The organism is Citrobacter sp. GW821-FHT02E08 (assembly GCF_059421685.1).
In genome coordinates, this window is the sequence record NZ_JBWKVL010000004.1 from 369876 (window position 1) to 393329 (window position 23454).

General features: G+C 50.1%; 28 protein-coding genes, 1 tRNA gene and 1 pseudogene. 12 read left to right on the top strand and 18 right to left on the bottom strand.

All coding sequences use genetic code 11. The features are described from left to right. The first annotated feature begins 27 nt into the window (after positions 1–27). The 3 genes from AC07UY_RS08330 to AC07UY_RS08340 all read left to right on the top strand — a co-directional run bounded on the left by AC07UY_RS08330 (position 28) and on the right by AC07UY_RS08340 (position 1548). Positions 28–141, top strand: coding sequence for a YceO family protein (locus tag AC07UY_RS08330; RefSeq protein WP_162380555.1), 114 nt, complete (start codon positions 28–30; stop codon positions 139–141). A gap of 262 nt (positions 142–403) precedes the next feature. Further along, positions 404–976, top strand: a complete 573-nt coding sequence (locus AC07UY_RS08335) for a cytochrome b (RefSeq protein ID WP_494701021.1) — start codon at positions 404–406, stop codon at positions 974–976. Next, positions 973–1548 carry a YceI family protein gene (locus tag AC07UY_RS08340; RefSeq protein WP_203358185.1) on the top strand — a complete coding sequence of 192 codons (576 nt, stop codon included), beginning with the start codon at positions 973–975 and terminating at the stop codon, positions 1546–1548. The genes AC07UY_RS08335 and AC07UY_RS08340 overlap by 4 nt, the downstream gene beginning before the upstream one ends. A 69-nt stretch (positions 1549–1617) precedes the next feature. Here AC07UY_RS08340 and trhO read toward each other — a convergent pair whose 3' ends face one another. Next, positions 1618–2670 (bottom strand): oxygen-dependent tRNA uridine(34) hydroxylase TrhO, encoded by a 1053-nt coding sequence (gene trhO, locus AC07UY_RS08345; protein ID WP_494701022.1) that lies wholly within the window; start codon positions 2668–2670, stop codon positions 1618–1620. 220 nt (positions 2671–2890) lie between these two features. Here trhO and AC07UY_RS08350 point away from each other — a divergent pair, with 220 nt between their 5' ends. The 3 genes from AC07UY_RS08350 (at position 2891) to AC07UY_RS08360 (ending at position 5655) form a co-directional block, all read left to right on the top strand. Next, the gene (locus tag AC07UY_RS08350; protein WP_494701023.1) at positions 2891–3811 is read left to right on the top strand and encodes a Kdo(2)-lipid IV(A) acyltransferase; all 921 of its coding nucleotides are present in this window, start codon (positions 2891–2893) and stop codon (positions 3809–3811) included. Between the two features lie 148 nt (positions 3812–3959). Then, the gene (mdtG, locus tag AC07UY_RS08355; protein ID WP_494659972.1) at positions 3960–5165 is read left to right on the top strand and encodes a multidrug efflux MFS transporter MdtG; all 1206 of its coding nucleotides are present in this window, start codon (positions 3960–3962) and stop codon (positions 5163–5165) included. Between the two features lie 118 nt (positions 5166–5283). Next, positions 5284–5655 carry a MysB family protein gene (locus AC07UY_RS08360; RefSeq protein WP_276292119.1) on the top strand — a complete coding sequence of 124 codons (372 nt, stop codon included), beginning with the start codon at positions 5284–5286 and terminating at the stop codon, positions 5653–5655. Here AC07UY_RS08360 and AC07UY_RS08365 read toward each other — a convergent pair whose 3' ends face one another. From AC07UY_RS08365 to mdoG, 3 genes are all read right to left on the bottom strand, one after another. Further along, positions 5656–5895, bottom strand: a complete 240-nt coding sequence (locus AC07UY_RS08365) for a YceK/YidQ family lipoprotein (protein ID WP_370552275.1) — start codon at positions 5893–5895, stop codon at positions 5656–5658. A 62-nt stretch (positions 5896–5957) separates the two neighbouring features. After that, positions 5958–8486, bottom strand: coding sequence for a glucans biosynthesis glucosyltransferase MdoH (mdoH, locus tag AC07UY_RS08370; RefSeq protein WP_494701024.1), 2529 nt, complete (start codon positions 8484–8486; stop codon positions 5958–5960). Beyond that, positions 8479–10014, bottom strand: coding sequence for a glucans biosynthesis protein MdoG (gene mdoG, locus AC07UY_RS08375; protein WP_494659975.1), 1536 nt, complete (start codon positions 10012–10014; stop codon positions 8479–8481). Before mdoG ends, mdoH begins: the two co-directional genes overlap by 8 nt. 272 nt (positions 10015–10286) lie before the next feature. Between mdoG and mdoC the strand changes: the two genes are divergently transcribed. Continuing rightward, positions 10287–11447, top strand: coding sequence for a glucans biosynthesis protein MdoC (gene mdoC, locus AC07UY_RS08380; RefSeq protein WP_494701025.1), 1161 nt, complete (start codon positions 10287–10289; stop codon positions 11445–11447). A gap of 22 nt (positions 11448–11469) precedes the next feature. On the opposite strand, the gene AC07UY_RS08385 is transcribed toward mdoC, so the two are convergent. The 6 genes from AC07UY_RS08385 to csgB form a co-directional block, all read right to left on the bottom strand. Further along, on the bottom strand, positions 11470–12909 hold the full coding sequence (locus AC07UY_RS08385) for a phospholipase D family protein (protein WP_494701026.1): 1440 nt from the start codon (positions 12907–12909) through the stop codon (positions 11470–11472). After that, positions 12893–13435 (bottom strand): O-acetyl-ADP-ribose deacetylase, encoded by a 543-nt coding sequence (ymdB, locus tag AC07UY_RS08390; protein ID WP_494659978.1) that lies wholly within the window; start codon positions 13433–13435, stop codon positions 12893–12895. Before ymdB ends, AC07UY_RS08385 begins: the two co-directional genes overlap by 17 nt. A gap of 99 nt (positions 13436–13534) precedes the next feature. After that, complete coding sequence (locus AC07UY_RS08395) at positions 13535–13858, bottom strand: YmdA family protein (protein WP_494701027.1); 324 nt, start codon at positions 13856–13858, stop codon at positions 13535–13537. A gap of 154 nt (positions 13859–14012) precedes the next feature. Further along, positions 14013–14345 carry a curli assembly chaperone CsgC gene (gene csgC, locus AC07UY_RS08400; RefSeq protein ID WP_203358197.1) on the bottom strand — a complete coding sequence of 111 codons (333 nt, stop codon included), beginning with the start codon at positions 14343–14345 and terminating at the stop codon, positions 14013–14015. Positions 14346–14405: 60 nt separating this feature from the next. Continuing rightward, positions 14406–14864, bottom strand: coding sequence for a curli major subunit CsgA (gene csgA, locus AC07UY_RS08405; RefSeq protein ID WP_494701028.1), 459 nt, complete (start codon positions 14862–14864; stop codon positions 14406–14408). A gap of 40 nt (positions 14865–14904) precedes the next feature. Then, the gene (gene csgB / locus AC07UY_RS08410; RefSeq protein ID WP_490467960.1) at positions 14905–15360 is read right to left on the bottom strand and encodes a curli minor subunit CsgB; all 456 of its coding nucleotides are present in this window, start codon (positions 15358–15360) and stop codon (positions 14905–14907) included. Between the two features lie 763 nt (positions 15361–16123). Here csgB and csgD point away from each other — a divergent pair. From csgD to csgG, 4 genes are read left to right on the top strand one after another with little or no spacing between them, the layout of a single operon-like run. Beyond that, on the top strand, positions 16124–16774 hold the full coding sequence (gene csgD / locus AC07UY_RS08415) for a biofilm master transcriptional regulator CsgD (protein WP_192611845.1): 651 nt from the start codon (positions 16124–16126) through the stop codon (positions 16772–16774). 4 nt (positions 16775–16778) lie between these two features. Next, positions 16779–17168 (top strand): curli production assembly/transport protein CsgE, encoded by a 390-nt coding sequence (csgE, locus tag AC07UY_RS08420; protein ID WP_203358200.1) that lies wholly within the window; start codon positions 16779–16781, stop codon positions 17166–17168. Positions 17169–17194: 26 nt separating this feature from the next. Next, complete coding sequence (csgF, locus tag AC07UY_RS08425; protein ID WP_203358201.1) at positions 17195–17611, top strand: curli production assembly/transport protein CsgF; 417 nt, start codon at positions 17195–17197, stop codon at positions 17609–17611. A gap of 26 nt (positions 17612–17637) precedes the next feature. Continuing rightward, positions 17638–18471, top strand: coding sequence for a curli production assembly/transport protein CsgG (gene csgG / locus AC07UY_RS08430; RefSeq protein ID WP_203358202.1), 834 nt, complete (start codon positions 17638–17640; stop codon positions 18469–18471). Positions 18472–18513: 42 nt separating this feature from the next. Here csgG and AC07UY_RS08435 read toward each other — a convergent pair. The 4 genes and pseudogenes from AC07UY_RS08435 to ghrA form a co-directional block, all read right to left on the bottom strand. Beyond that, a pseudogene (locus AC07UY_RS08435) lies at positions 18514–19009 on the bottom strand (DUF1097 domain-containing protein). Positions 19010–19110: 101 nt separating this feature from the next. Next, entirely contained in the window at positions 19111–19665 is a 555-nt protein-coding gene (locus tag AC07UY_RS08440) for a TorD/DmsD family molecular chaperone (protein WP_203358204.1), read from the bottom strand. A 28-nt stretch (positions 19666–19693) separates the two neighbouring features. Further along, the gene (locus AC07UY_RS08445; protein ID WP_494659981.1) at positions 19694–20431 is read right to left on the bottom strand and encodes a phosphatase; all 738 of its coding nucleotides are present in this window, start codon (positions 20429–20431) and stop codon (positions 19694–19696) included. 86 nt (positions 20432–20517) lie between these two features. After that, positions 20518–21456 carry a glyoxylate/hydroxypyruvate reductase GhrA gene (ghrA, locus tag AC07UY_RS08450; RefSeq protein ID WP_494659982.1) on the bottom strand — a complete coding sequence of 313 codons (939 nt, stop codon included), beginning with the start codon at positions 21454–21456 and terminating at the stop codon, positions 20518–20520. A gap of 235 nt (positions 21457–21691) precedes the next feature. Between ghrA and AC07UY_RS08455 the strand changes: the two genes are divergently transcribed. Continuing rightward, positions 21692–21779, top strand: a tRNA-Ser gene (locus tag AC07UY_RS08455). Positions 21780–22032: 253 nt separating this feature from the next. Here AC07UY_RS08455 and AC07UY_RS08460 read toward each other — a convergent pair. From AC07UY_RS08460 to AC07UY_RS08475, 4 genes are all read right to left on the bottom strand, one after another. Continuing rightward, positions 22033–22242 carry a hypothetical protein gene (locus tag AC07UY_RS08460; RefSeq protein ID WP_494701029.1) on the bottom strand — a complete coding sequence of 70 codons (210 nt, stop codon included), beginning with the start codon at positions 22240–22242 and terminating at the stop codon, positions 22033–22035. Further along, positions 22242–22988: an RHS repeat-associated core domain-containing protein gene (locus tag AC07UY_RS08465; protein WP_494701030.1), complete on the bottom strand. Its 747-nt coding sequence runs from the start codon at positions 22986–22988 to the stop codon at positions 22242–22244. The genes AC07UY_RS08460 and AC07UY_RS08465 overlap by 1 nt, the downstream gene beginning before the upstream one ends. Positions 22989–23138: 150 nt before the next feature. Beyond that, complete coding sequence (locus AC07UY_RS08470) at positions 23139–23321, bottom strand: hypothetical protein (RefSeq protein WP_494701031.1); 183 nt, start codon at positions 23319–23321, stop codon at positions 23139–23141. A gap of 46 nt (positions 23322–23367) precedes the next feature. Continuing rightward, the coding region (locus AC07UY_RS08475; protein WP_135618312.1) for an IS3 family transposase at positions 23368–23454 on the bottom strand (87 nt) is incomplete at its 5' end.

A 23454-nucleotide genomic window follows, 5' to 3' on the forward strand; every position in this document is an offset into this window, starting at 1 on the left:
CCATTTCTTTTTAAGGGGTATCCGCCTGTGCTTCGTTTATTTCATTATCTGGTCAACAATATTCGCGAACACTTTATGCTTTACGTTATTTTGTGGTCGCTGTTGGCAATTATGGATGTTATTTATATCCTGTTTTTCTAAGTCAGAACTATTGACATAAATTGACAAAAGTTGATATTTCTCTAAATTTAGTTTAGATAATTTGAATAACCGAAAATCCCCCTAACCCGCACAAACAATGAGAACTTACGTACAGTTTCTCGAAACTTCTGATGCTTAAATTCAGGTTAAATCAAATTTATTGAAGTAAAAATAAATATCATTCATATTGTTATTTTTTGGTTGCAATAATCCCCTCAACACGCCATTTTCATTCACTCTTGAAATATTCACTGGTGTGTCTATGCAATTCACTAATACCCCACAACACTATGGCGTGATTTCTGCTGCGCTGCACTGGCTGATAGCCGTCGTGGTCTACGGCATGTTCGCATTGGGTCTGTGGATGGTGACGCTCAGTTATTACGACGGCTGGTACCATCAGGCGCCGGAGCTGCACAAAAGCATCGGGATCCTGCTGATGATGGGACTGGTTATCCGGGTTGTCTGGCGGTTCATCTCGCCTCCCCCCGCGGCCCTCAAAAGCTACTCACGCCTGACGCGCCTCGGCGCAACGCTTGGACATATCACCTTGTATGCCCTGCTGTTTAGCATCGTGGTCAGCGGCTATCTGATCTCCACCGCAGACGGTGAACCGATTAGCGTGTTTGGCTGGTTTGAAATCCCGGCCACCCTTGCCGATGCAGGTACGCAGGCCGATCTTGCCGGAAGCCTGCATCTGTGGTTTGCCTGGGGCGTTGTGATTTTGTCTCTGCTACACGGGCTGATGGCCCTCAAACATCATTTCATCGATAAAGACGACACCCTGAATCGCATGTTAGGAAAATCGTCATCTGACTATGGAGTTCAAAAATGAAAAAAAGCCTGCTGGGAGTCACTCTCGCCTCTTTGTTGTTCACCGCCGGTTCTGCCGTTGCTGCAGACTATAAGATTGATAAAGCGGGACAACATGCCTTCGTTAACTTCCGCATCCAGCATCTGGGTTACAGCTGGTTATACGGCTCGTTTAAAGACTTCGACGGGACATTCACCTTCGATGAAAAAAATCCGGCCGCGGATAAAGTCAATGTGACGATTAACACCAATAGCGTTGATACTCACCACGCCGAACGTGACAAGCATCTGCGTAGCGCCGACTTCCTGAACGTCGCAAAATTCCCACAGGCGACCTTCACCTCTACCAGTGTGAAGAAAGACGGCGATGAGCTGGATATCACCGGCAACCTGACGCTCAACGGCGTGACCAAACCGGTAACACTGGAAGCGAAGTTGACAGGCCAGGGCGATGATCCCTGGGGTGGAAAACGCGCAGGCTTTGAAGCGGAAGGAAAAATTAAGCTGAAGGACTTCAACATCACCACCGATCTCGGCCCGGCGTCCCAGGAAGTCGATTTGATCATCTCAGTTGAAGGCGTTCAGCAAAAGTAAAAGAGGCGTGATGCCCGATGGCGCTTCGCTTATCGGGCCTACAGCCATGTATCACAGACAGGCTAAACGTTATTCCGCTGGATCCGGGATGCCCAGTTTAGTATTCAGACGACCGCGTGATTTATTGAAGATTTTATTGCCGTTTTCACGGCCCGCACGCCGACGGCGCTGCTCTTCTTCCGGTAACGCACTCTCTTCACAGCAGAGATCGCTGCAACAGCCCTGGTATTTCTCGGCGCAGGCTGGGCACTGAATAAACAGCAAATGGCAGCCATCATTTCGGCAATTGGTATGACTGTCGCACAGCACACCGCACTGGTGGCAATGGGCAATCACCTTTTCAGAGATTCGCTCTCCCATACGCTCATCAAAAACAAAATTCTTACCGATAAAGCGAACCGGAAGCCCCTGTTCACGCGCCCGGCGCGCATATTCAATAATGCCACCTTCAATATGCCAAACCTTGCTAAAACCGTTATGTTTCATCCAGGCGCTGGCTTTTTCACAGCGAATACCACCGGTGCAGTACATCACGATTTTTTTGTCTTTGTGTTCCTGCATCATCTCGACCGCTTTCGGTAACTGTTCGCGGAAGGTGTCTGCGGGGATTTCCAGCGCGTTCTCAAAATGGCCCACTTCGTATTCGTAGTGGTTACGCATGTCGATGAACACCGCATCGGGATCGTCCAGCATGGCGTTCACTTCAGCCGCCTTCAGATAGTCTCCCACGTCGCTGGCATCAAAGCTTTCATCCTCAATACCGTCGGCCACAATCCGATCGCGCACCTTCATACGCAGCACCCAGAATGATTTACCGTCATCATCCAGAGCAATATTAAGGCGCAGACCGGCAAGTGCAGGATCAAAGGCGTAAAGTTGTTCACGGAAGGCATCCACATGACTTTGCGGAACGCTGATTTGCGCGTTAATACCTTCATTAGCCAAATAAACACGCCCGAAGACATTCAACGCCGTGAACATCTGGTACATCGCATCACGCGTGCTTTGCGGATCCGCGATAGTGAAATATTTGTAGAAGGAGATCGTTGTACGCGGTTCTGTCTCAGCCAGCATCCTGGCTCTGAGCGCATCATTCGATATGCGGTTGTGTAACACTGGCATGGTGTACGTATCCTGCGATTGATAAAAATGAAAATCGGGCGGCATCATAAAGCAAACCTCGCCAATTTACATCCACACATTTTACGCTACATTTCAGGCTTCGCATTTAAAAAACTACCAACAATTGCCGTTTTTATCACCACTCTATAGCCGCAAATTTTTGCTACGCGCGAAAAAATGCAACAATACAGGGAATTGTTCGTTTATAGACAGGATAGACATGACGAATTTACCCAAATTCTCCGCCGCATTACTCCATCCACGTTATTGGTTAACCTGGCTGGGCGTAGGCGTTCTTTGGTTGGTTGTACAACTGCCCTACCCGATTATCCACAAACTGGGCTGTGGATTAGGTCATCTGGCGCTGCGATTCATGAAGCAACGCACCAGAGTGGCATACCGTAATCTGGAACTCTGCTTTCCACAAATGAGTGAGCAAGAGCGCCACCAGATGGTGGTCAAAAATTTTGAGTCCGTGGGTATGGGATTGATGGAAACCGGCATGGCCTGGTTTTGGTCAGACCGTCGGATGTCCCGCTGGACTGAAGTGATCGGCATGGAGCATATTCGCGACGTTCAGGCACAAAAACGCGGGATCCTGCTGGTTGGCATGCATTTTCTGACACTCGAGATCGGTGCCCGCATGTTTGGCCTGCAGGAGCCCGGTATCGGCGTCTATCGACCAAACGACAATCCGCTGCTGGACTGGCTGCAAACCTGGGGACGCCTGCGTTCCAATAAATCCATGCTCGATCGTAAAGACCTGAAAGGCATGGTCAAAGCGCTGAAACAAGGGGAAGTCGTCTGGTATGCGCCGGATCATGACTACGGCCCGCGATCCAGCGTATTTGTTCCCTTTTTTGCAGTAGAACAAGCCGCTACTACATCCGGAACCTGGATGCTCTCCCGTATGTCGAATGCCTGCCTGGTGCCTTTTGTTCCGCGCCGTAAACCTGACGGCAAAGGGTATCAACTGATTATGTTACCGCCAGAGTGTTCTCCGCCTCTGGATGATGCCGAAACCACCGCGGCCTGGATGAATAAAGTGGTTGAGAAGTGCATCATGATGGCTCCCGAGCAGTATATGTGGCTACATCGTCGCTTCAAGACGCGCCCTGAAGGCGTCCCCTCCCGCTATTAAACTGCACACGCAGCCCTTCATGGGCTGCACAACTCGCCTTTTAGCTTTAAACGCGCCCGTCCATTGCAGCGCCCCTGATGCAGGCGCATAATTAGCGTGCTTATTTTTATTCATCAGCGCGCCACCGCGCCTCGCACAGTGGAAAGCTATGTCACCCTCAGATGATGTTCCCATAAACTGGAAACGCAATCTCACCGTTGCCTGGCTGGGCTGTTTTTTAACCGGGGCGGCATTTAGCCTGGTTATGCCATTCTTACCGCTTTACGTCGAACAACTCGGCGTGACGGGTCATAGCGCCCTTAACATGTGGTCAGGCCTGGTGTTCAGCATCACCTTTTTGTTTTCTGCCATTGCCTCCCCCTTCTGGGGCGGACTGGCGGATCGTAAAGGTCGTAAAATCATGCTGCTGCGTTCTGCGTTGGGTATGGCTATCGTGATGGTGTTCATGGGGCTGGCGCAGAATATCTGGCAGTTTCTCGTCCTGCGGGCCTTATTGGGTCTGCTGGGTGGCTTTATCCCCAACGCTAACGCGCTGATCGCCACGCAGGTTCCCCGCAATAAAAGCGGTTGGGCACTTGGCACGCTATCTACCGGGGGCGTCAGCGGTGCATTGCTCGGCCCGCTGGCGGGCGGATTACTGGCGGACCATTACGGTCTGCGTCCGGTTTTTTTCATTACCGCCAGTGTGTTGTTTTCCTGTTTTTTACTGACGCTCTTTTTTATTCGCGAACATTTCCAGCCGGTCAGTAAGAAAGAGATGCTCCGTCTTCGCGAGGTCGTCGCGTCCCTCAAAAACCCGCGATTGGTGCTGAGTCTGTTCGTCACCACCCTGATTATTCAGGTTGCCACTGGCTCTATTGCGCCGATCCTCACACTGTATGTGCGTGAGTTAGCGGGTAACGTCAGCAATATTGCGTTTATTAGCGGCATGATTGCTTCAGTCCCAGGCGTCGCTGCCTTACTCAGTGCCCCCCGACTCGGTAAACTCGGGGACCGAATTGGGCCGGAGAAAATCCTGATCGTTGCGCTGGTGATTTCGGTGTTGCTGTTAATCCCTATGTCCTTTGTACAGACCCCCTGGCAACTCGGGATCCTGCGCTTTTTACTGGGTGCAGCGGATGGTGCCCTGCTTCCTGCCGTCCAGACGTTGCTGGTGTATAACTCGACCAACCAGGTGGCCGGTCGGATCTTCAGTTACAACCAGTCTTTTCGTGACATCGGTAATGTCACAGGACCGCTGATGGGTGCCGCTATCTCGGCAAATTACGGTTTCCGCGCCGTATTTTGCGTTACCGCTGGCGTGGTGCTGTTCAACGCCCTCTACTCCTGGAACAGCCTGCAGCGACGCCGGTAAGTGTCTGGAGCACGCCGCACCTCAGACATCTGAATGATTTTTGCGCATTCATACTTGCAAAACCAAAGAATCAGCTATTATTTCCCTGAATACCTCGTCAAATCAAAGGGAGACACTGATGACCATGTATGCCACGCTGGAAGAAGCCATCGACGCAGCCCGTGAAGAATTTCTGGCTGACTCAGGCCTCGAGCAAGATGAAGCGAATGTTCAACAGCTCAACGTGCAAAAATACGTACTGCAGGATGGCGACATCATGTGGCAGGCCGAATTTTTTGCCGACGACGGTGAAGAAGGTGAGTGTCTGCCTATGCTGAGCGGCGAAGCGGCGCAAAGTGTCTTTGACGGCGATTATGATGAGATTGAGATTCGACAGGAGTGGCAGGAGGAGAATACCCTTCATGAATGGGATGAAGGTGAATTCCAGCTTGAACCGCCACTTGATACCGAAGAGGGGCAAACCGCCGCCGATGAATGGGATGAGCGCTAGTTACTCATAAGGGCCGTGGTGGATATCCAGCGGGAGCAACAGCGTATCAAACACCAGGGAAAAGGGCAGATCGAGAATGGTGACATAGCGCCATGCCGAATCCCGAACATCCCACTGCACACCGGGATAGTATTGGTTGCCATGCCCCTGACCGGGAATGGTTCTGCTAATAATGCTGCCGCAACCGCTGAGTAACAGCACCATGATGCCTACTGCCAGTGTTCGCACTGGATACCTCATCAATCATTTATTGAGTCCAAAAAAAATACCGGCACCTGGCCGGTATTTTCATCTCGCTTCGTTTACTTCTTCCTGAGCGCCTGCGGGTTCAGGGTAATTCCCTGATAGTAATTCACCCATGACGAATATCGCTCAGGGGAATTCCAGACGCGATAGTGTAAACGCGCCATCGTCACCGGATCGCTTAACAGCACCAGACGGCGGTCGCGATTCAGTTTCTCAGGTGTTTCGTTCAGCGCCTGTTCCACATGACGGTCACGCGCAATCTCCAGCACCTGGCTCGCACGGTGACGCGCCGTTGCCATCGCCGTCGCCAGCGCATTGAATGACGGGTTAAACACGGCATGCATGAAACCATCATCCAGAGAACGACTGCGGTTCATCGACAGATACTTATCGGTATCCACCAGCACCTGTGGCGGCGAGTACTCTTCCGGGATCAGGAAGAGCTTCCAGCGCTTGGTGCGCAGACCCACCGTTGAACGGCTGGAGATCACCGAAACAAACGGTGACAGGATCAGCGAAAAGACAATCGGCGCCAGCCAGAACAGAAAACGTAAATCCAGCCAGGCCATACCGACAGCCCACACCAGGCCCAGCAGCAGCTGAGAACCATGACGCATAAAGGCTTCGCCCCACGGGGTGGAATCGTCATCACGCTGCGGCGAGTTCCAGACCACTTCCCAACCGAGGAACGCGCTTACGACGAATACCGTATGGAACAACATACGTACAGGCGCCAGCAGCACGGAGAATAACACCTCCAGCAACAGCGATAACGTCACGCGAACAAAGCCACCGTACTCTTTTGTCCCTTTACACCAGATGAGCAAAATACTCAGCAGTTTAGGCAGGAACAACAGCACCATGGTGGAGGCAAACAGGGCTATGGCCAGCTCAGGACGCCACTGCGGCCAGACCGGGAACAACTGACGCGGCTGCAAGAAGTATTGCGGCTCCGTCAAGGCGTGTACCACCTGCAACGCGGTTGAGAGCGCAAGGAACATAAACCACAGCGGTGCAGACAGATACGACATCACCCCGGTCAGGAACACCGCACGGTGAACCGGATGCATCCCTTTCACCAAAAACAGGCGGAAGTTCATCAGATTACCATGACACCAGCGACGGTCACGCTTGAGCTCATCCAGCAGGTTTGGCGGGAGTTCTTCATAAGATCCCGGCAGGTCGTAGGCAATCCAGACGCCCCACCCTGCACGACGCATCAGCGCTGCTTCCACAAAGTCGTGGGAGAGGATAGAACCCGCAAACGAACCTTCACCCGGCAGCGGTGCCAGCGCGCAATGTTCGATAAACGGTTTTACGCGGATGATGGCGTTATGGCCCCAGTAATGCGACTCGCCCAGTTGCCAGAAGTGCAGCCCGGCAGTAAACAACGGCCCATAAACTCGGGTCGCAAACTGCTGACAGCGCGCATACAGGGTATCCATCCCGGAGGCTTTCGGAGAAGACTGGATAATCCCGGCATTCGGGTTCGCTTCCATCAAACGCACCAGTCCGGTCAGACACTCACCGGTCATCACCGAGTCAGCATCCAGCACCACCATATAGCTGTACTGGTTGCCCCAGCGACGGCAGAAATCATCGATGTTTCCGCTTTTACGCTTAACACGACGACGACGACGACGGTAGAAGATCTGCCCCTCGCCCTGCACTTCGGCAATCAGTTCCATCCACGCTTTTTGCTCTGCCACGCAGATGTCCGGATTGTAGCTATCGCTCAGAATGTAGACATCAAAATGCGCCGCATTGCCGGTTGCCTTAACTGACTCCCACGTGGCACGCAGACCTGCGAATACACGGTCGACGTCTTCGTTGCAGATAGGCATGATCAACGCAGTACGGTGTCCAGGGTTAAGGGGTTCATCCCCTACCGTTGACGCCGAAATACTGTATTTGTCACGACCGATGAGCAGTTGCAGGAAGCCCATCAACGCTGTCCAGAATCCCGCAGAGACCCAGCAGAACAACACGGCAAACAGGATCAGGATCCCGGTTTGCAGTATGTACGGCAGCAACTGCATAAAGGAGACCAGCAGATCTTGCCCGATCATGTCGGAAGGGTTGATCAACGCCCACCCCTGATAAGGAAGAATGGTCTTCATATACCAGGTGGCGACAACCGTTTGCGCCAGCGTCAACAGTAAGAGCGTGTAGCGGCGGATAGTGCCGACGGTACGCCACTTTTGTTCACTTTCCTGCTCTTCTTTCGTCAGGCGGGAAAGGTAACGCGGCGTAACGTCACGTCCACGTAAACGGTCCCAGAAACGTCCCACGGGGTTGGTGCGCCAGGGATCGGGAAACATCGAGGAACGCGTCGCTTTCGGCATTGCCTGCAGCTGCTCGCGCCCTTCATCATCCTTAATCAGTTGCCCTTCAGCCAGCGACTCCGGCCAGGCCTGCTCCAGGCGCGCTTTAACCGATCCCTGCGGCGAATCGTCTTCTCGGGGGTAAGTACGATGCTCAGCATCCAGCGCCTCGTGTACGGCGCGGATGTCAGTTTTCGGCAACGCCGCTTTCTCAATATCTGAAAGCGGCAGCGCGTCAATATACTCAGTAGTGTTATTCATTGGCAGGTAACTGGTAGCTCCAGGTTTCGCTCAGCGGCTGATCGACATTGACCAATGCAGCGCGCATTTCAGTAGGTTGCTTCGCATCTTTCACTTTCACGCGCAGCATTAAACGCCATCCTTTGGTAACTGGATTGTAGCGCACGCTGCTGTCAACGATTTCACCGTTATCGCCAATACTGGTTTGTGCCGTTACCGGGGTATCCTGCGGCAGTTTTTTCATGTCCGTACCAGCGAAGTCCACGACAAACGCGATGGTGCCGTCAGGCTGTCGAATAAGGTTAGATTGCTTCACATCCCCGGTTGAACGACGGGTCTGCTGCACCCAGGCGTTATCCGGCGCGTGAAGTTTGTCTTCGTCACGGCTGAACGTCAGGGTGTACTTGAAGTTCATCTCTTTGCCTGCTTCTGGCAATTGATCCGGCGTCCAGTAAGCCACGATGTTGTCGTTGGTTTCGTCATTGGTTGGAATTTCAACCAGTTCGATTTTCCCTTTACCCCAATCGCCTTTCGGCGTGATCCAGGCGCTTGGACGCAGGTCGTAGCGGTCGTTTAAATCTTCAAAACGAGAGAACTGGCGGCCACGCTGCAACAGGCCAAACCCTTGCGGATTTTCCATGGCAAAGCTGCTCACCGCGAGATGTTTCGGGTTGTTCAGCGGACGCCAAATCCACTCGCCATTACCGGCGTGGATGGACAAACCGTTAGAGTCGTGAAGTTCCGGACGATAGTTCGTTGCCGGAGACGGCTGGTTAGGTCCAAACAAGAACATACTGGTTAATGGTGCCACGCCCAGCTTGCCGACTTTGTCGCGCAGATAGACTTTAGACTGCACATCCACCACGGTGTCACGCCCAGGCATGATCACAAAACGATAAGCCCCTGTCGCACGCGGAGAATCCAGCAATGCATAAATAGTCAGACGTTTGTCAGTCTGTTTTGGTCGTTCGATCCAGAACTCGCGGAAGCGGGGAAACTCTTCGCCAGATGGCAGCGCGGTATCGATCGCCAGACCACGGGCTGACAGACCATAAACCTGACCTGCACCAATCACACGAAAATAGCTGGCGCCGAGCATGCTGACGATTTCATCGTTTTTATCTTTGCTGTTGATCGGATACAGCACTTTGAACCCGGCAAATCCGAGATCTTTTACGGTGTCTTTGTCATGCTGCACATCGCCAAAATTAAAATAATCTGGGCTATATTTAATGCGTTTTACCGCTGTTGCGGTCACTTCGTTGATCTTGACTGGTGTGTCGAAGTACATACCCTGGTGGTAGAACTCGAGCTTGAATGGGGTTTTGAGATTGCTCCAGTAGGCTTTGTCGTAATTAAACTGGATCTGCTGATAATCCGCATATTTCATGTCGCGGAAAACGGAGGGCAAGTTACTTTTTGGCGCCTCATAGCCTTTACCGGCTAAGGATTGAGCCTGCTTCGCCACATCATCAATACTGAACGCCCAGCTCGACGACGTGTACAGCGTTAACATGACGGCCGCACTCAACCAACGCATTTTCATCATTTGTAGTTTATGTTTCATAATAAGTAAGCACTTCCCCCTTTGTGTGCTTATATCGATCCGATCCATTTTAATGGATAATCAGGCATTCCGACAACTGAATCGAGCCATCGTTCAGCGCGCTGGCTCATGGATTAAGCAGGTTCATACGCCTATCTTCACTTTCAGTGCTTATCCTGGAGACAGGTTGTTGGACTTGGTGTAGGGTTGCCTTCGAATGTAACCATAATTTGTCTTCGGGATAAGACGAAAAGTCTGAGAATGCGTGTCCATCTATGAATCCAGTACCCCCGCAACGTGAATACTTTCTTGACTCCATCCGCGCCTGGCTGATGTTGTTGGGGATCCCCTTTCATATCTCACTGATATATTCAGGTCATACATGGCATGTGAACAGTGCGGAGCCGTCGTGGTGGCTTACGCTGTTTAATGATTTTGTCCATGCGTTTCGCATGCAGGTCTTTTTTGTTATTTCGGGTTATTTTTCGTACATGCTATTCCTGCGTTATCCCTTAAAACGCTGGTGGAAGGTCCGCGTAGAACGCGTGGGAATTCCCATGTTGACCGCCATTCCTCTACTCACATTGCCACAATTTATTATGTTGCAATATGTCAAAGGAAAGGCGGACAGCTGGCATACCCTCTCGGCTTACGATAAATATAATGCGCTGGCCTGGGAATTAATTTCTCACCTCTGGTTTTTGCTGGTACTGGTGGTATTAACGACGCTGAGCATGTGGGTATTTACCCAAATTAAAAAACGTCTGAACGCCGCTGAAAACTCGCTGATGACGCATATTTCCATGCCGAAACTGACCTTCATCTTTTTCTTACTCGGTGTGGGTTACGCGGTCGTCAGACGCACTATTCTTGTCCTTTATCCGCCCATACTCAGTGACGGCCTGTTCAATTTCATCGTCATGCAAACCTTGTTTTACGTTCCCTTTTTCATGCTGGGCGCGCTGGCGTTTATCTCGCCTAATTTGAAAGCGCTCTTCACGACGCCTTCACGCGGATGCACCATTGCCGCAGGCCTTGCCTTTGCGGCCTATCTGCTGAACCAGCATTACGGCAACGGTGATGCCTGGATGTATGAAGCGGAGTATGTGATTACCATGGTGATGGGGCTGTGGATGGTGAATGTGGTCTTTTCTCTGGGGCACCGTTTACTGAATTTTCAATCGGCTCGCGTCACCTATTTTGTGAATGCGTCGCTCTTTATCTACCTGGTACACCACCCCTTAACACTCTTTTTCGGGGCCTATATCACCCCGCACATTTCATCTAATTTGCTCGGATTTTTATGCGGTCTGGTCTTTGTCATTGGTATTGCGTTAATTCTGTACGAAATCCATTTACGCGTACCGTTGTTGAAATTTTTGTTTTCGGGCAAACCGCCGGTTAAACGTGATAAAAATGATGCGGTGGCCAATTAATTTCCACTATGTGGAATTGAGTCTAGAGCAACCATTCAATCGGTAATAACGACGCCAGTCGCACCTGAACCCGCTTCCAGAATCCTGTGGCGGGTTCTTTTTTCAGTACCACCTCTTCGCTCTGCTGGCGATCGACCCAATTGACGCGCCCCCACTTGTCCAGACGCAGTTGCCAGGCTGAATCGCGCTGCCGTTGTATAAAACGCTCATGAATAAGCGACGCCAGGGCCTCACTTTCTATGACAAATCCCATTTCGGTATTCAGCAACGTCGAGCGAGGGTCAAAATTAAGCGAGCCGATGAACACTTTATTGCCATCAATACTGAAGGTTTTTGCATGCAGACTGGAGCCCGAGTTTCCCGTTAATCCACGATCGTGAAGCCCTGCGTCACGCGTGTTGGTCGGCTTCAGTTCATATAACTCAATTCCGTAGCGGAGCAATTTTTTGCGCCAGCGCGCATACCCCGCATGGACAACTGCCACATCATTCGCCGCCAGAGAATTGGTCAGAATCGCTATCCTGACGCCTTTCCTGACCAGTTGCAGGAGTTGAATAACGCCAGCGCGAGTCGGGACAAAATAGGCTGAGATAATATCGATTCGTTTTGACGGAGAGCCCATCACATCAAACAATCGTTGCGGCAGCAGCGAATGACGCTGGGCTTTCCCTTCGCCTTTTGAAGGATCATCGCTAAGAAGCCGTGTTTTCGCCCAAATCAAAGGTAGCGAACCGCCATCAAGGTGCGACATAAACTGGCTGGTCTCCAGTTTATTCAAGTAACGGCCAGTCATGTCGTCGTTATACCAGGATTCAGGGAAGTCGATATGGTGAGGATGCTCGCGTTCGGGCAGTTCCAGCACCTCTTGCAGGGTAGAAACCGATCCACAATGCCAGTAACGCTCAAAATCATCGGCCACCTCTTTCACCACCGGACCGACGGCCATCACGTCAAGGTCGGAAAACAGTGGCTCCTCCCCTGCACCGAAATAGGCGTCACCAATGTTTCGCCCGCCGACCAGTGTGATAACCCCATCCGCCGTATAGCTTTTGTTGTGCATACGGCGGTTCAGCCGCGCAAAATCAGTTAAATATCCCAATACACGCAGCGTGCGAAACGAGAACGGATTAAACAGGCGGACTTCAATATTAGGATGGTTGTCCAGCAACTGGAGCGTATCGTCCAGCCCTGGGGTGTTGTTATCATCTAAAAGCAGGCGAACGTGGACACCCCGCTTTGCCGCTGCTAACAACACGGAAAACAGCAAACGCCCGGACATGTCGTTTTCCCAAATGTAATACTGCACATCCAGGGTGCGTTCTGCCATTTCAGTGAGCCGGTAACGGGCGGCGAAGGCATCCAGGCCATCACTCAGCGCAAGAATTCCGCACTCGCCAGGATGGCTTGAACAAAGAGGCGCGACCGCTCGTTCAAGTCGCGTCATCTCAGAAGGTATCCTCATCACCCTGTTGAGTCAGCAAGCGTGAGTACAAGTGAGCATTTTCCTCATCATAACAAACGAAGTAAACCTGATCGGGCAAGGCGCGACGGATAAGAAATTTCGACACCGTTTTCACGGCAATCTCAGCAGCCGCTGCGCGCGGATACCCATACGCACCCGTGCTGATGGCAGGAAAAGCAATGGAGTTGTAACCGTTGGCCAGCGCCAGTTGCAGGCTATTCAGATAAGCATCTTCCAGCAGTTCCGCTTCACGGTGCTCCCCACCCTGCCAGACCGGACCGACTGCGTGGATAACGGCTTTAGCGGGGAGATCGCCCGCCAGGGTGATAACGGCATGGCCCGCAGGACATTCGCCCATCTGCTGCCTCACTTTTTTGCACGCTTCAAGCAGTGCCGGGCCTGCGGCACGATGAATTGCGCCATCAACGCCCCCGCCCCCCAGTAATGATGAGTTTGCGGCATTAACGATCACATCGACAGCCACCTGCGTAATGTCACCCTGTAGAACATGAACACGCGATTTCATAAATCCCCCTAACCTGAGTCTATCTTCTAAGTGTACAGCAGGGGTTTCAATGAAATCGCGCTTTTTAATGACAGTTTGCGTTGCTGCCGTTTCAGCGGCCTATTTGTACTCAATACTCAAAATCGCCATGTTTTTTTGCGCATTAAGATACTGCATTTTCACGTTGGCAATCTGCTGAATCTGTTGAGGCGCGGTCGACACCTGCTGGAGGGTAAACTGGTTGGTTTTCATCGCGCCATTATGCGCGCAAGACAGGGAAACCTGCTGCTGCCTGGAGGAAACATCACAAGGAGACTCAACGATTTCACCACGAAAATGAATAATACCGCCTTGTACTTCCTGCTGAGCCATTGTCGGGACAGAAAACAAAATAAGAGCAGCCATGCTCATCGTCAGAAAATGCCTGGGCCAACGTGAAAACATGATAACGCTCCTCAATGAAAATTCATCCTTGAGGGTTCGGTGTTTTCCTTTATCGCTAATACGGCGGTTCACACCAGGAGTGTGGACGCCTCTTTATATTGATAGAACAACAATCGCCCCCCTGCCATATCATTTATAGTAATAAATCAGATGATTATGACGATGTCGCAGAGGACGGCCATTCCTGAGATAAATGCAGTGTTTGTCCGTCCGAAACGGTCACTACAATTTTAACGGAGTCCCCCGCTGAAATATTTAAACTCAGTTTAGTTAAATCAATCGGTTGATTAGCGGGTAAAGAAAGCGTCTTTCTCTGCTGTGTGCGACTTTGCCCCGAAACCCCCTCTCGCAAAGAGACAATTTGTACCTGGCACATACAGGGCTGCGTCAGCGTAACCTGAGGGATGATGGTGTACATTTCGCCCTGCTGGGTGGTGTTGAAGGTAATTTGATTGGTAAGCGCTGCAAGGAGTAATAACGTGTGCATAATGTCCTCCCGAAAAAAAACAGGGCATTCGCCCTGTTTTTCTATAATACAGATTCTGTATTAGTACTGATGGGCTGTCGCATTGTTGCCAAAGCCAACCTGTTTGATGGTCACATCCGAGCCAGAAGCAGTCTGATCCACCAGCGCGCCATTACCACCACCGAACTGTTTAACAGACATAGTGGAGTCTTTGCCGTTCCACTGGTCGAGAGTCGCGCTGTTGCCGAAGCCTTTTTGCAGCAGATCGATAGAGCTGTCATCAGAACCCTGACCAACATCTGCACCGTTTCCGCCGCCGTGTTGAGTAATCGTCAGATCAGAGTTTTTAGCATTAGATTGCAAGGCGACAGCTGAGTTACCACCACCGTACTGGTAAATGCTCAAATGTGAATTCGGGCCGTTGTCGCCATGTCCAGGCCAACCACCATTACCGCCGCCGCCATATTGCGGAACAACACCAGCCAGAGCACTGCCAGAAACTACGATTGCTGCAATAGCTGCCACTTTGAAAAGTTTCATGGTAAACCCCCATCGGATTGATTTAAACGTCGTAAAGGTATTAACGTTGAATAACGCGAATAGCCATTTGCGACTGTCTCTGCACCACAACTGCTGTTTTTTGCGTACCATACTGAGTAATATTTGCTTTATTTCCAGAGCCTTTCTGGATAATCATCGCTGTATTACCATATGAACCTTGCGATATACTTGCATCATTAGAGTTACCCTTCTGATCAATGTACGCAAGGTTATAAGCTCCTGATTGGTCAACCTTCGCCCGGTTATTTCCACCTTCTTGTGAAACGACGGACAACTGTTTTGAGCCGTCCTGGCGAACATTTGCACTATTATTCGTGCCAACTTGACCAATAATGGCTGCCTGATTAAATGAAGTTTTGCTTAATTCATTTACCGCAAAGTTATATTCTGATGCTGCCATATCATAACTTGTCGCGGCTGCAATCCCAGGCGCACCCAGTATTGTTAACATCATAAATAACAATTTGTTTTTCATGTTGTCACCCTGGACCTGGTCGTACATGAAGATAAATTAAAAAACTTGTCAAATTTATTGTTAACGCAGTTCGTTTTTTGTTAACGACGCGTTACGATGAAGAGTATGTCTGCGGAAACATTTTAAATAACTCACCCGCGAGTGGTATTTTGATATTTCTGTTCACACCAAAGTACTAATTAGGCACTAATCCCGCTGTTATTTCCGTCGTTTTTATTTTTCAAAGCCAGGGCGAATTGCATTTCTATGCAAAGGGGAAAACTGGCGTTCCCGGTACATTTTAATGGGGTTCTGTAGCGCGAAAGATAGTCTTGCAGCACGAGTCGTTACAAGCCACGTTTTTTTGCACTTAAAAATGATCGCTGGAATCCAGAACGAATTCTTTAAAATAAAAAAGGAAAAAAGTCGTAAGTCAAAATTATATAATCACATTAAAATCAATAGCTTAATATAATTTGTATGATTTTTTAAATCTATGCAATAACGGCAAAATGTACAACTTTCTTATCAAATCTAATCTTAAAAAAACCTTATGATTAACATATTAATATATAATTTTACATTTAGTTACAAGTTTAACACTTGCTTTAAGGTTTGTAATGACTAGATTGAAATCAGATGTAGTCCATTAGTTTTATATTTTGCCCATTAGGGCTGATTTATTTCTACAAACAGCAGTGCAACATCTGTCAGTACTTCTGGTGCCTCTATTTTAGTAGAGGTAGCTGTCAGGTGTGCGACTAAAAAAAAGTGGGGTTTCATCATGTTTAATGAAGTCCATAGTATTCATGGTCATACATTATTGTTGATCACTAAACCGTCCCTGCAAGCTACGGCCCTATTGCAACATTTAAAGCAATCTCTGGCGTTAACCGGAAAACTGCACAATATTCAACGTTCTCTGGATGATATCTCTGCCAGCTGCATTGTTTTACTGGATATGATGGAAGCCGATAAAAAGCTCATCCATTACTGGCAAGACAACTTAAGCCGGAAAAACAATAATTTAAAAACATTATTGTTGAATACTCCCGACGATTATCCGTACAGGGATATTGAAAACTGGCCTCATATCAATGGCGTGTTTTACGCAGCAGAAGATGAAGAGCGTGTCGTAAACGGATTGCAAGGGGTCTTGCGCGGTGAATGCTACTTTTCGCAGAAACTGGCCAGTTACCTGATAACGCATTCAGGAAACTATCGCTATAACAGCACAGAGTCGGCACTTCTCACGCACCGCGAAAAAGAGATCCTTAATAAGCTACGTATCGGCGCGTCAAATATTGAAATCGCTCGTTCGCTGTTTATCAGCGAAAACACGGTCAAGACGCACCTTTATAATCTTTTCAAGAAGATAGCAGTCAAAAACCGAACACAGGCGGTTTCGTGGGCAAACGATAACCTCAGGCGGTAAAGCCATGAAACGCTATCTGACCTGGATTGTAGCGGCTGAATTACTCCTTGCCTCCGGGAATCTACACGCAGTTGAAGTCGAGGTTCCCGGATTGTTAACTGACCACACGGTTTCGTCAATTGGGCATGATTTTTATCGTGCCTTTAGCGATAAGTGGGAAAGTAAATACACAGGCAACTTAACCATAAATGAAAGACCCAGTGCGCGTTGGGGAAGTTGGATCACCATAACGGTAAACCAGGACGTTATCTTCCAGACATTTTTATTCCCGACGAAACGAGACTTCGAGCGAACGGTTGTCTTCGCACTAACAGAAACTGAGGATGCATTAAATCGCCGGCAAATAGACCAAACGCTATTAGGCACCGGTGATTTAGCGCGTGATGAATTCTAATACATATTCTTTGTCCGGAGGCTGTCATGCGTGTTAAACATGCAGTAGTTATACTCATGATTATTTCGCCACTCAGTTGGGCTGGCAATATGACATTCCAGTTCCGAAATCCTAACTTTGGCGGAAACCCCAATAATGGGGCATTTCTATTAAACAGCGCCCAGGCGCAGAACTCCTATAAAGATCCTGATTTCGATGACGACTTTGGGATTGAAACACCCTCTGCGTTAGATAACTTCACCCAGGCAATTCAGTCGCAAATACTGGGGGGGTTACTCACCAATATTAATACCGGGAAACCCGGCAGGATGGTGACCAGTGATTTCATCATTGATATATCCAATACGGATGGTCAACTGAAGTTGAATGTCACAGACAGAAAAACAGGTAAAGTCTCCACCATTGAGGTGTCAGGTTTACAAACAAATTCAACCGATTTTTAAGCATCAGCCACAAAAGGACAATAATCATGCAGCGCTTACTGATTTTGGTTGCCGTATGCTTACTGAGCGGATGCTTAACCGCCCCGCCTAAAGAAGCCGCTAAGCCGACATTAATGCCCCGTGCGCAAAGTTATAAAGACTTGACGCATTTGCCTATGCCGACAGGTAAGATTTTTGTCTCGGTTTACAATATCCAGGATGAAACCGGACAATTTAAACCTTATCCGGCAAGTAACTTCTCAACCGCAGTGCCACAGAGTGCTACTGCCATGCTGGTGACAGCGCTAAAAGATTCTCGTTGGTTCGTCCCGCTGGAACGTCAGGGACTGCAAAACCTGCTGAACGAACGTAAAATCATTCGCGCAGCGCAAGAAAATGGCACCGTTGCCATCAATAACCGTATACCGCTGCAATCATTGACTGCTGCGAATATTATGGTGGAAGGGTCGATCATCGGCTATGAAAGCAATGTGAAATCAGGTGGTGTGGGCGCCCGGTACTTTGGTATTGGTGCGGACACGCAGTACCAGCTTGATCAAATTGCCGTCAACCTGCGCGTGGTTAACGTCAGTACCGGTGAGATCCTCTCCTCCGTAAACACCAGCAAGACCATCCTGTCTTATGAAGTCCAGGCAGGGGTATTCCGCTTCATCGATTATCAACGTCTGCTGGAAGGTGAGATTGGCTACACCTCTAACGAACCGGTCATGCTATGTCTGATGTCTGCTATTGAAACAGGTGTTATCTTCCTGATTAATGACGGTATCGATCGCGGTTTGTGGGATCTGCAGAATAAATCAGAGCGTCAGAACGACATTCTGGTGAAATATCGCCATCTGTCAGTCCCTCCGGAATCCTGATACTCAAAGCAAAAAAAAGCGTGAGATCTTCTCACGCTTTTTTTATTTGCTTGTTTTATTTGCTGGGCACCGCTTGCGATGCGCCTCGCTCCCGGCGGGAAGCCAGCCAGAGTCCGCTGTTTTTCATCGCGTAGCCAAAAACCAGCCCCAGGGCGAGCGAAGGCAAAACCAGCCGCCAGTCCCCCTGCCCTGCGAACGTCGCACATGCCCCGATAAAGGTCCCCGGAACAAAGGAAAGCAACAGTTGCTTAGCCTGAATGCACATCAGGAACGCGACAATTCCGGTCATGATATAGCCGACAATCTCAAGATGCGGTGCAAGCGCACTGCCATGAATGATCACCAGTGCCCATACCATGCCGCTTAATAGCGTACATGCCGACATCGCCAGCCCTTTCAAGCCGCCCTGAGGGCACGCAAAATAGGCTGTGCACCCCAGAAAACCGGCCCAACTGAGCAAGCCCAGAGACACGGCCACCCATCCCCAGATACCGGAGAGAATGCCCGTTGTAATTGCAATGGAGAGAAGTATGTTCATGGGCCGCATCATAGCAGAAAAACCGCATACGAATGCGATCGCGCACACAAATCATGCAAGCACTACATTAAGCTTGCAGTAAACAGTGATTCAGATCACATTCACTCTTCAGCGTCTTCCTGCAACTCGTCCCACATCGCGCTGATCGCATCACGTGTCAGCGGTGCCATCGTACGCCAGAACGGCGTCGTTGCATGCGCTTCTACTTTGCCCAGGAATGTTCCGCACCAGGGGAGCAGATATTCAACGAACAAGGTTTCCAGCGCTTCACTTTCATCTTCAGCTGACTGATCTTCCAGCCATGATGCCGCCAACAGCAACGTGCCAAGATGATCGGCCGGCGTATCCGCCAGAGGCATTCCGCGAGCAGAAAGGAATGCCCGGACCTCAGACTCGGCAGCGCCTTCTACCCATGCACTGCGATAAGGCGGCACCGCGCACTCATCACCGACGAACAAGGCATTATAATCTGCCGCCAGTTGCGCCATATCACAGCTTTTCTGTAACCGGGCCAAAAAATCATCTTGTTCCAGTGGCCAACTGGCTGACAATTTACCTTCACGAATCAGCGTAAACAGCGGAACCAGTAAAGGGTCCTGTGGTTGGCGGTAGTACAGCGATCCCAGCACGCGACACAGGATAGAAAACTCGTTCATTTAGGTATTCCAGTTATTAACAATTCAATTAAAGTTCAGCAAATTCCGGGATTGGTTCCATGCCACGCGATTCCAGGAATGTCAGCAACCGTTTTGGCGAAACGTTGAGAACCCGCTCTTCCGGGAAGTTCACCTCGTCGAGAATTTTTCGGCACTCGGCAAACTCCCCTAACGTGAACGCCGTATGGGAGTCTGATCCTAATGCCACCCAGCCCCCGGCATCACGCACTGCTGCTGCCACGGCGCGACAATTCTCTTCACTGCCTTTACGCGAATGTAAGAAGGAGGAGTTATTGATTTCCAATGCGACCTGATATTTCGCGGCAGCCTGTGCGATCGCTGTAATATCAACCGGATATTTGGGGTTTCCCGGATGGCTAATAATGTGCACATGACCACTGGCCATGGTGGCAATCATCGCCTGGGTGTTGGTGTCTTTATCGTGCGGCGCAAACACCGGCTCATGGAACCCTGCAATGATTAAATCCAGGGAGGTGAGCATTGGACCTGTGCAGTCAATCTCACCCTCAATATTTTTAATGTTGGCTTCAATGCCACGCAGAATGCCTACCCCATCAACCAGACGCGGCCAGATACGCATATTAATGAAATGCCAGTGATGCGGGGCATCAGCCATATCCGGTCCATGATCCGTAATAGCGAACAGCTTGATACCTTTACGTTTGGCTTCCGCGATATAGTCACTCAGAGTGCTGTAAGCGTGGGTGCTGGCGACGGTGTGCATATGCAGGTCAACGGGATACATCACTTTCTCCTGTATTCATTTTACGTCAAGGATAGCAGGAATCGTCGCCGTTTTTTAGTCGTAACCCGGCGCTAACCGGGTTTCCATCAGTAGCCTCGCTCGCGATCCACTTGCCCTGTCACGGGTTCACCGTTTTCCAGCTGCAAAATAGTGTGGGAAATAAATTTCACCGCTTCGGCGGGTCGTGTCACCGCCGCGATATGTGGCGTCATCGCCACGCGAGGGTGTTTCCAGAGTGGGCTCTCTTTCGGCAATGGTTCACGGCTGAACACATCAAGCATTGCGCCCTTAAGTTTTCCACTCTCCAGCGCCGACAGCAGATCGTCTTCATTGACGTGAACACCACGCGCCAGGTTGAGCACGTACGCCCCATCCTGCAACTGCGCCAGCAGCCCGGCATGAATAATCCCCACCGTCTCCGCGGTATTCGGCAGCAGATTAATCAGAACCCGGGTTTGGCTCAAAAACGCTGCAAGTTCCTCTTCACCGGCAAAACTTTCCACTCCAGGCCAGGATTTGCGGCTACGACTCCAGCAACGAAGCGGGAATCCCCACGCCTGCAGACTTTCGGCGACTTTCGCGCCTAACACGCCAGCCCCCATGATGCCGATAGTAAATTCCTCACGAGAATATTCCGGCAGCGGCCTCCACACAGATTCATTCTTCTGAGCCTGATAGTCATCAAAACGACGGAACCAATGTAATACCTGGCTCACTGCATATTCCTGCATCTGCAACCCCATTCCCGTATCTTCCAGGCGGAACAACGGAATGGACGGTGCCAGCATTTCTGGATGCGCTTTCAGCTTACTCAGAATGGAATCGACACCGGCCCCCAGCGCGAATACGGCTTTTAACTTCCGACCTGCCAGCATTTCCACCGGAGGATGCCATACCAGCGCATAATCCGCGTGAGCGTTATCCCCCTCTTTCCATTCGCGAACGTTAGCCCCAGGAATCGCTTTTGCCAACGCGTTCAGCCACCATGGCGTGTCGAATGTCGGGTGATAGAAAATTATCTCCATACTGTCTCCTGCGTGTTGTTATGCGGAATCTATTCGCACTTATCATCATCATTTTCATAAGGATCATCAGCATAACAAATTTAAGCCTGCTGGCAAAAAAAGCAGTTTCTGCTTAATTAAGCCTCATGTTGCTTGAAGTTTGTGTAAACGCACGATTTTTTAGAAAAGGTGATTGACGTAAAAGGCGGATTTCCTTACATTAGCGCCCGTTCCAGCAACACTGGAACGACAATATGGTGAGGTGTCCGAGTGGCTGAAGGAGCACGCCTGGAAAGTGTGTATACGGCAACGTATCGGGGGTTCGAATCCCCCCCTCACCGCCATATTTAAGAAAGAGCTCGTACGAAAGTACGGGCTTTTTTTTTCGCATGTCGCACACGCCGGGGGGATGAGAATCCCCGACCGGGGTTCGGCAACTGGCGCAGCCAGTTGGACAGACCGCGAACACAGTGAGTGGGCTGCCCCGCACAAAATTGCCGTTAACCCGTGCAGAGGGTCGTAACAGTTTTGAGTATACCGCTACATTTTGCCGGACCATGCCCCTTCAAGGGGAATCTCCCTGTAAAAATGATGCTTCTACGATAGATCATCAAGTTCAGGATATTGTGAGTAAATTAAATCTAATAATCGGATCTGAATTTCACCAATTGATCTGCCAACTCCTTCTTTTAATTTTTCATATTCATCTTGAGAGAGATTATTTCCAAGAACATACAATATGCTAGTTAAATCTCTTACGGCATCTAAAGAAAGTTTTTTTACTTCAATAGCTTGCTCTTTTTTCACTATAAAGCCCTCGTACATTCACGATAACATTTCCGGTACTCAGATGATTGTAAATCCCCTGAAGGTGATGGCAAGAGATGTGCACATTCAGCATAACAATCTTTTTCTCTACTATGGTTACAAACTAAGTAATTAGTCCTCGTCTTACTTAGATATGATGGGTGAATATTCATTACTTCACCTAAAGATGATAATCCTAGCGGATCTACATTAGTGACCGGATTGAGCGGATATGTGTAGGGATTCCACCCGCCTTTTAGCCCTATTGGATCCTGCGTTATATATCTCCCCTGCGCCGGATTGTAGTACCGGTGCCGGTTATAGTGCAGTCCCGATTCCTCGTCGTACCACTGGCCCGGCAGCCGCAGTGGCTGCTCAATATTGTTCGGGTTCTCTTCCGACAGGATTTCCCCCCACGGGTCCACCTCTGCTTTCCACTCTGTCTGTCCCTCCTGGTTGATCAGCGCCGCTGGTGTGCCACGGTGGTCACACTGATAAAGATGAATTTTTCGGATATTCACCGCCGGCAGCGGGTCAAGCTGTGCCGCCATCAATTGTGCTGGTATGTTCGCAAATTCCAGCCAGTTACGGCTTCTTTCCGACAGGTTTCCTGTTCGCAGGTCTTCCTCCAGATGATCTATGTCCGCATACTCCCGTGCGGTAAACGGTATCTGGCTGCAAATTCTGCAAATTCTGCAACTTCTGCAACTTCTGCACAAGTGGAGTATACGGTTCATCACCGCCATCACTTTCCCCCCTCAGTAGTGGCGCGAAAGTGTTGGGTTCATACAGCGTGTACACTTTCTGGCCGTTTCTCTGCGTCAGCACCAGCGGTCGCTGTCCCACCCGTAGCGCGTGAGGGTCGTTTCGTGGTTTTTGTCCACGCTTTTAGTGATTCACCGTCCGAACGGGTCATAGTGGTAGCTGGCTTTCGTTACCGTTCCTACCGGGGTCTGTTTCTCGTAGCCCGATAACCGGTGCAACAGGTCGTAGTGGTAAACGTGCGTTACCGTTTCACTGTGCTTTTTGACCAGGTTGCCCCAGGCGTCGTATTCATAGCTCCACCGGCTGTCCTGCACGGGCCTGTTGTCGAACTGATCCTACCCACGTAATGTGGACACGGCCCTAAGCGAGGTTCTGGTTTTCAAACTGTTCCGGGCTGAGTCCGCCACAGGCGCTGTGACGTCTCCAGCGATTGTAATCACACTCGAT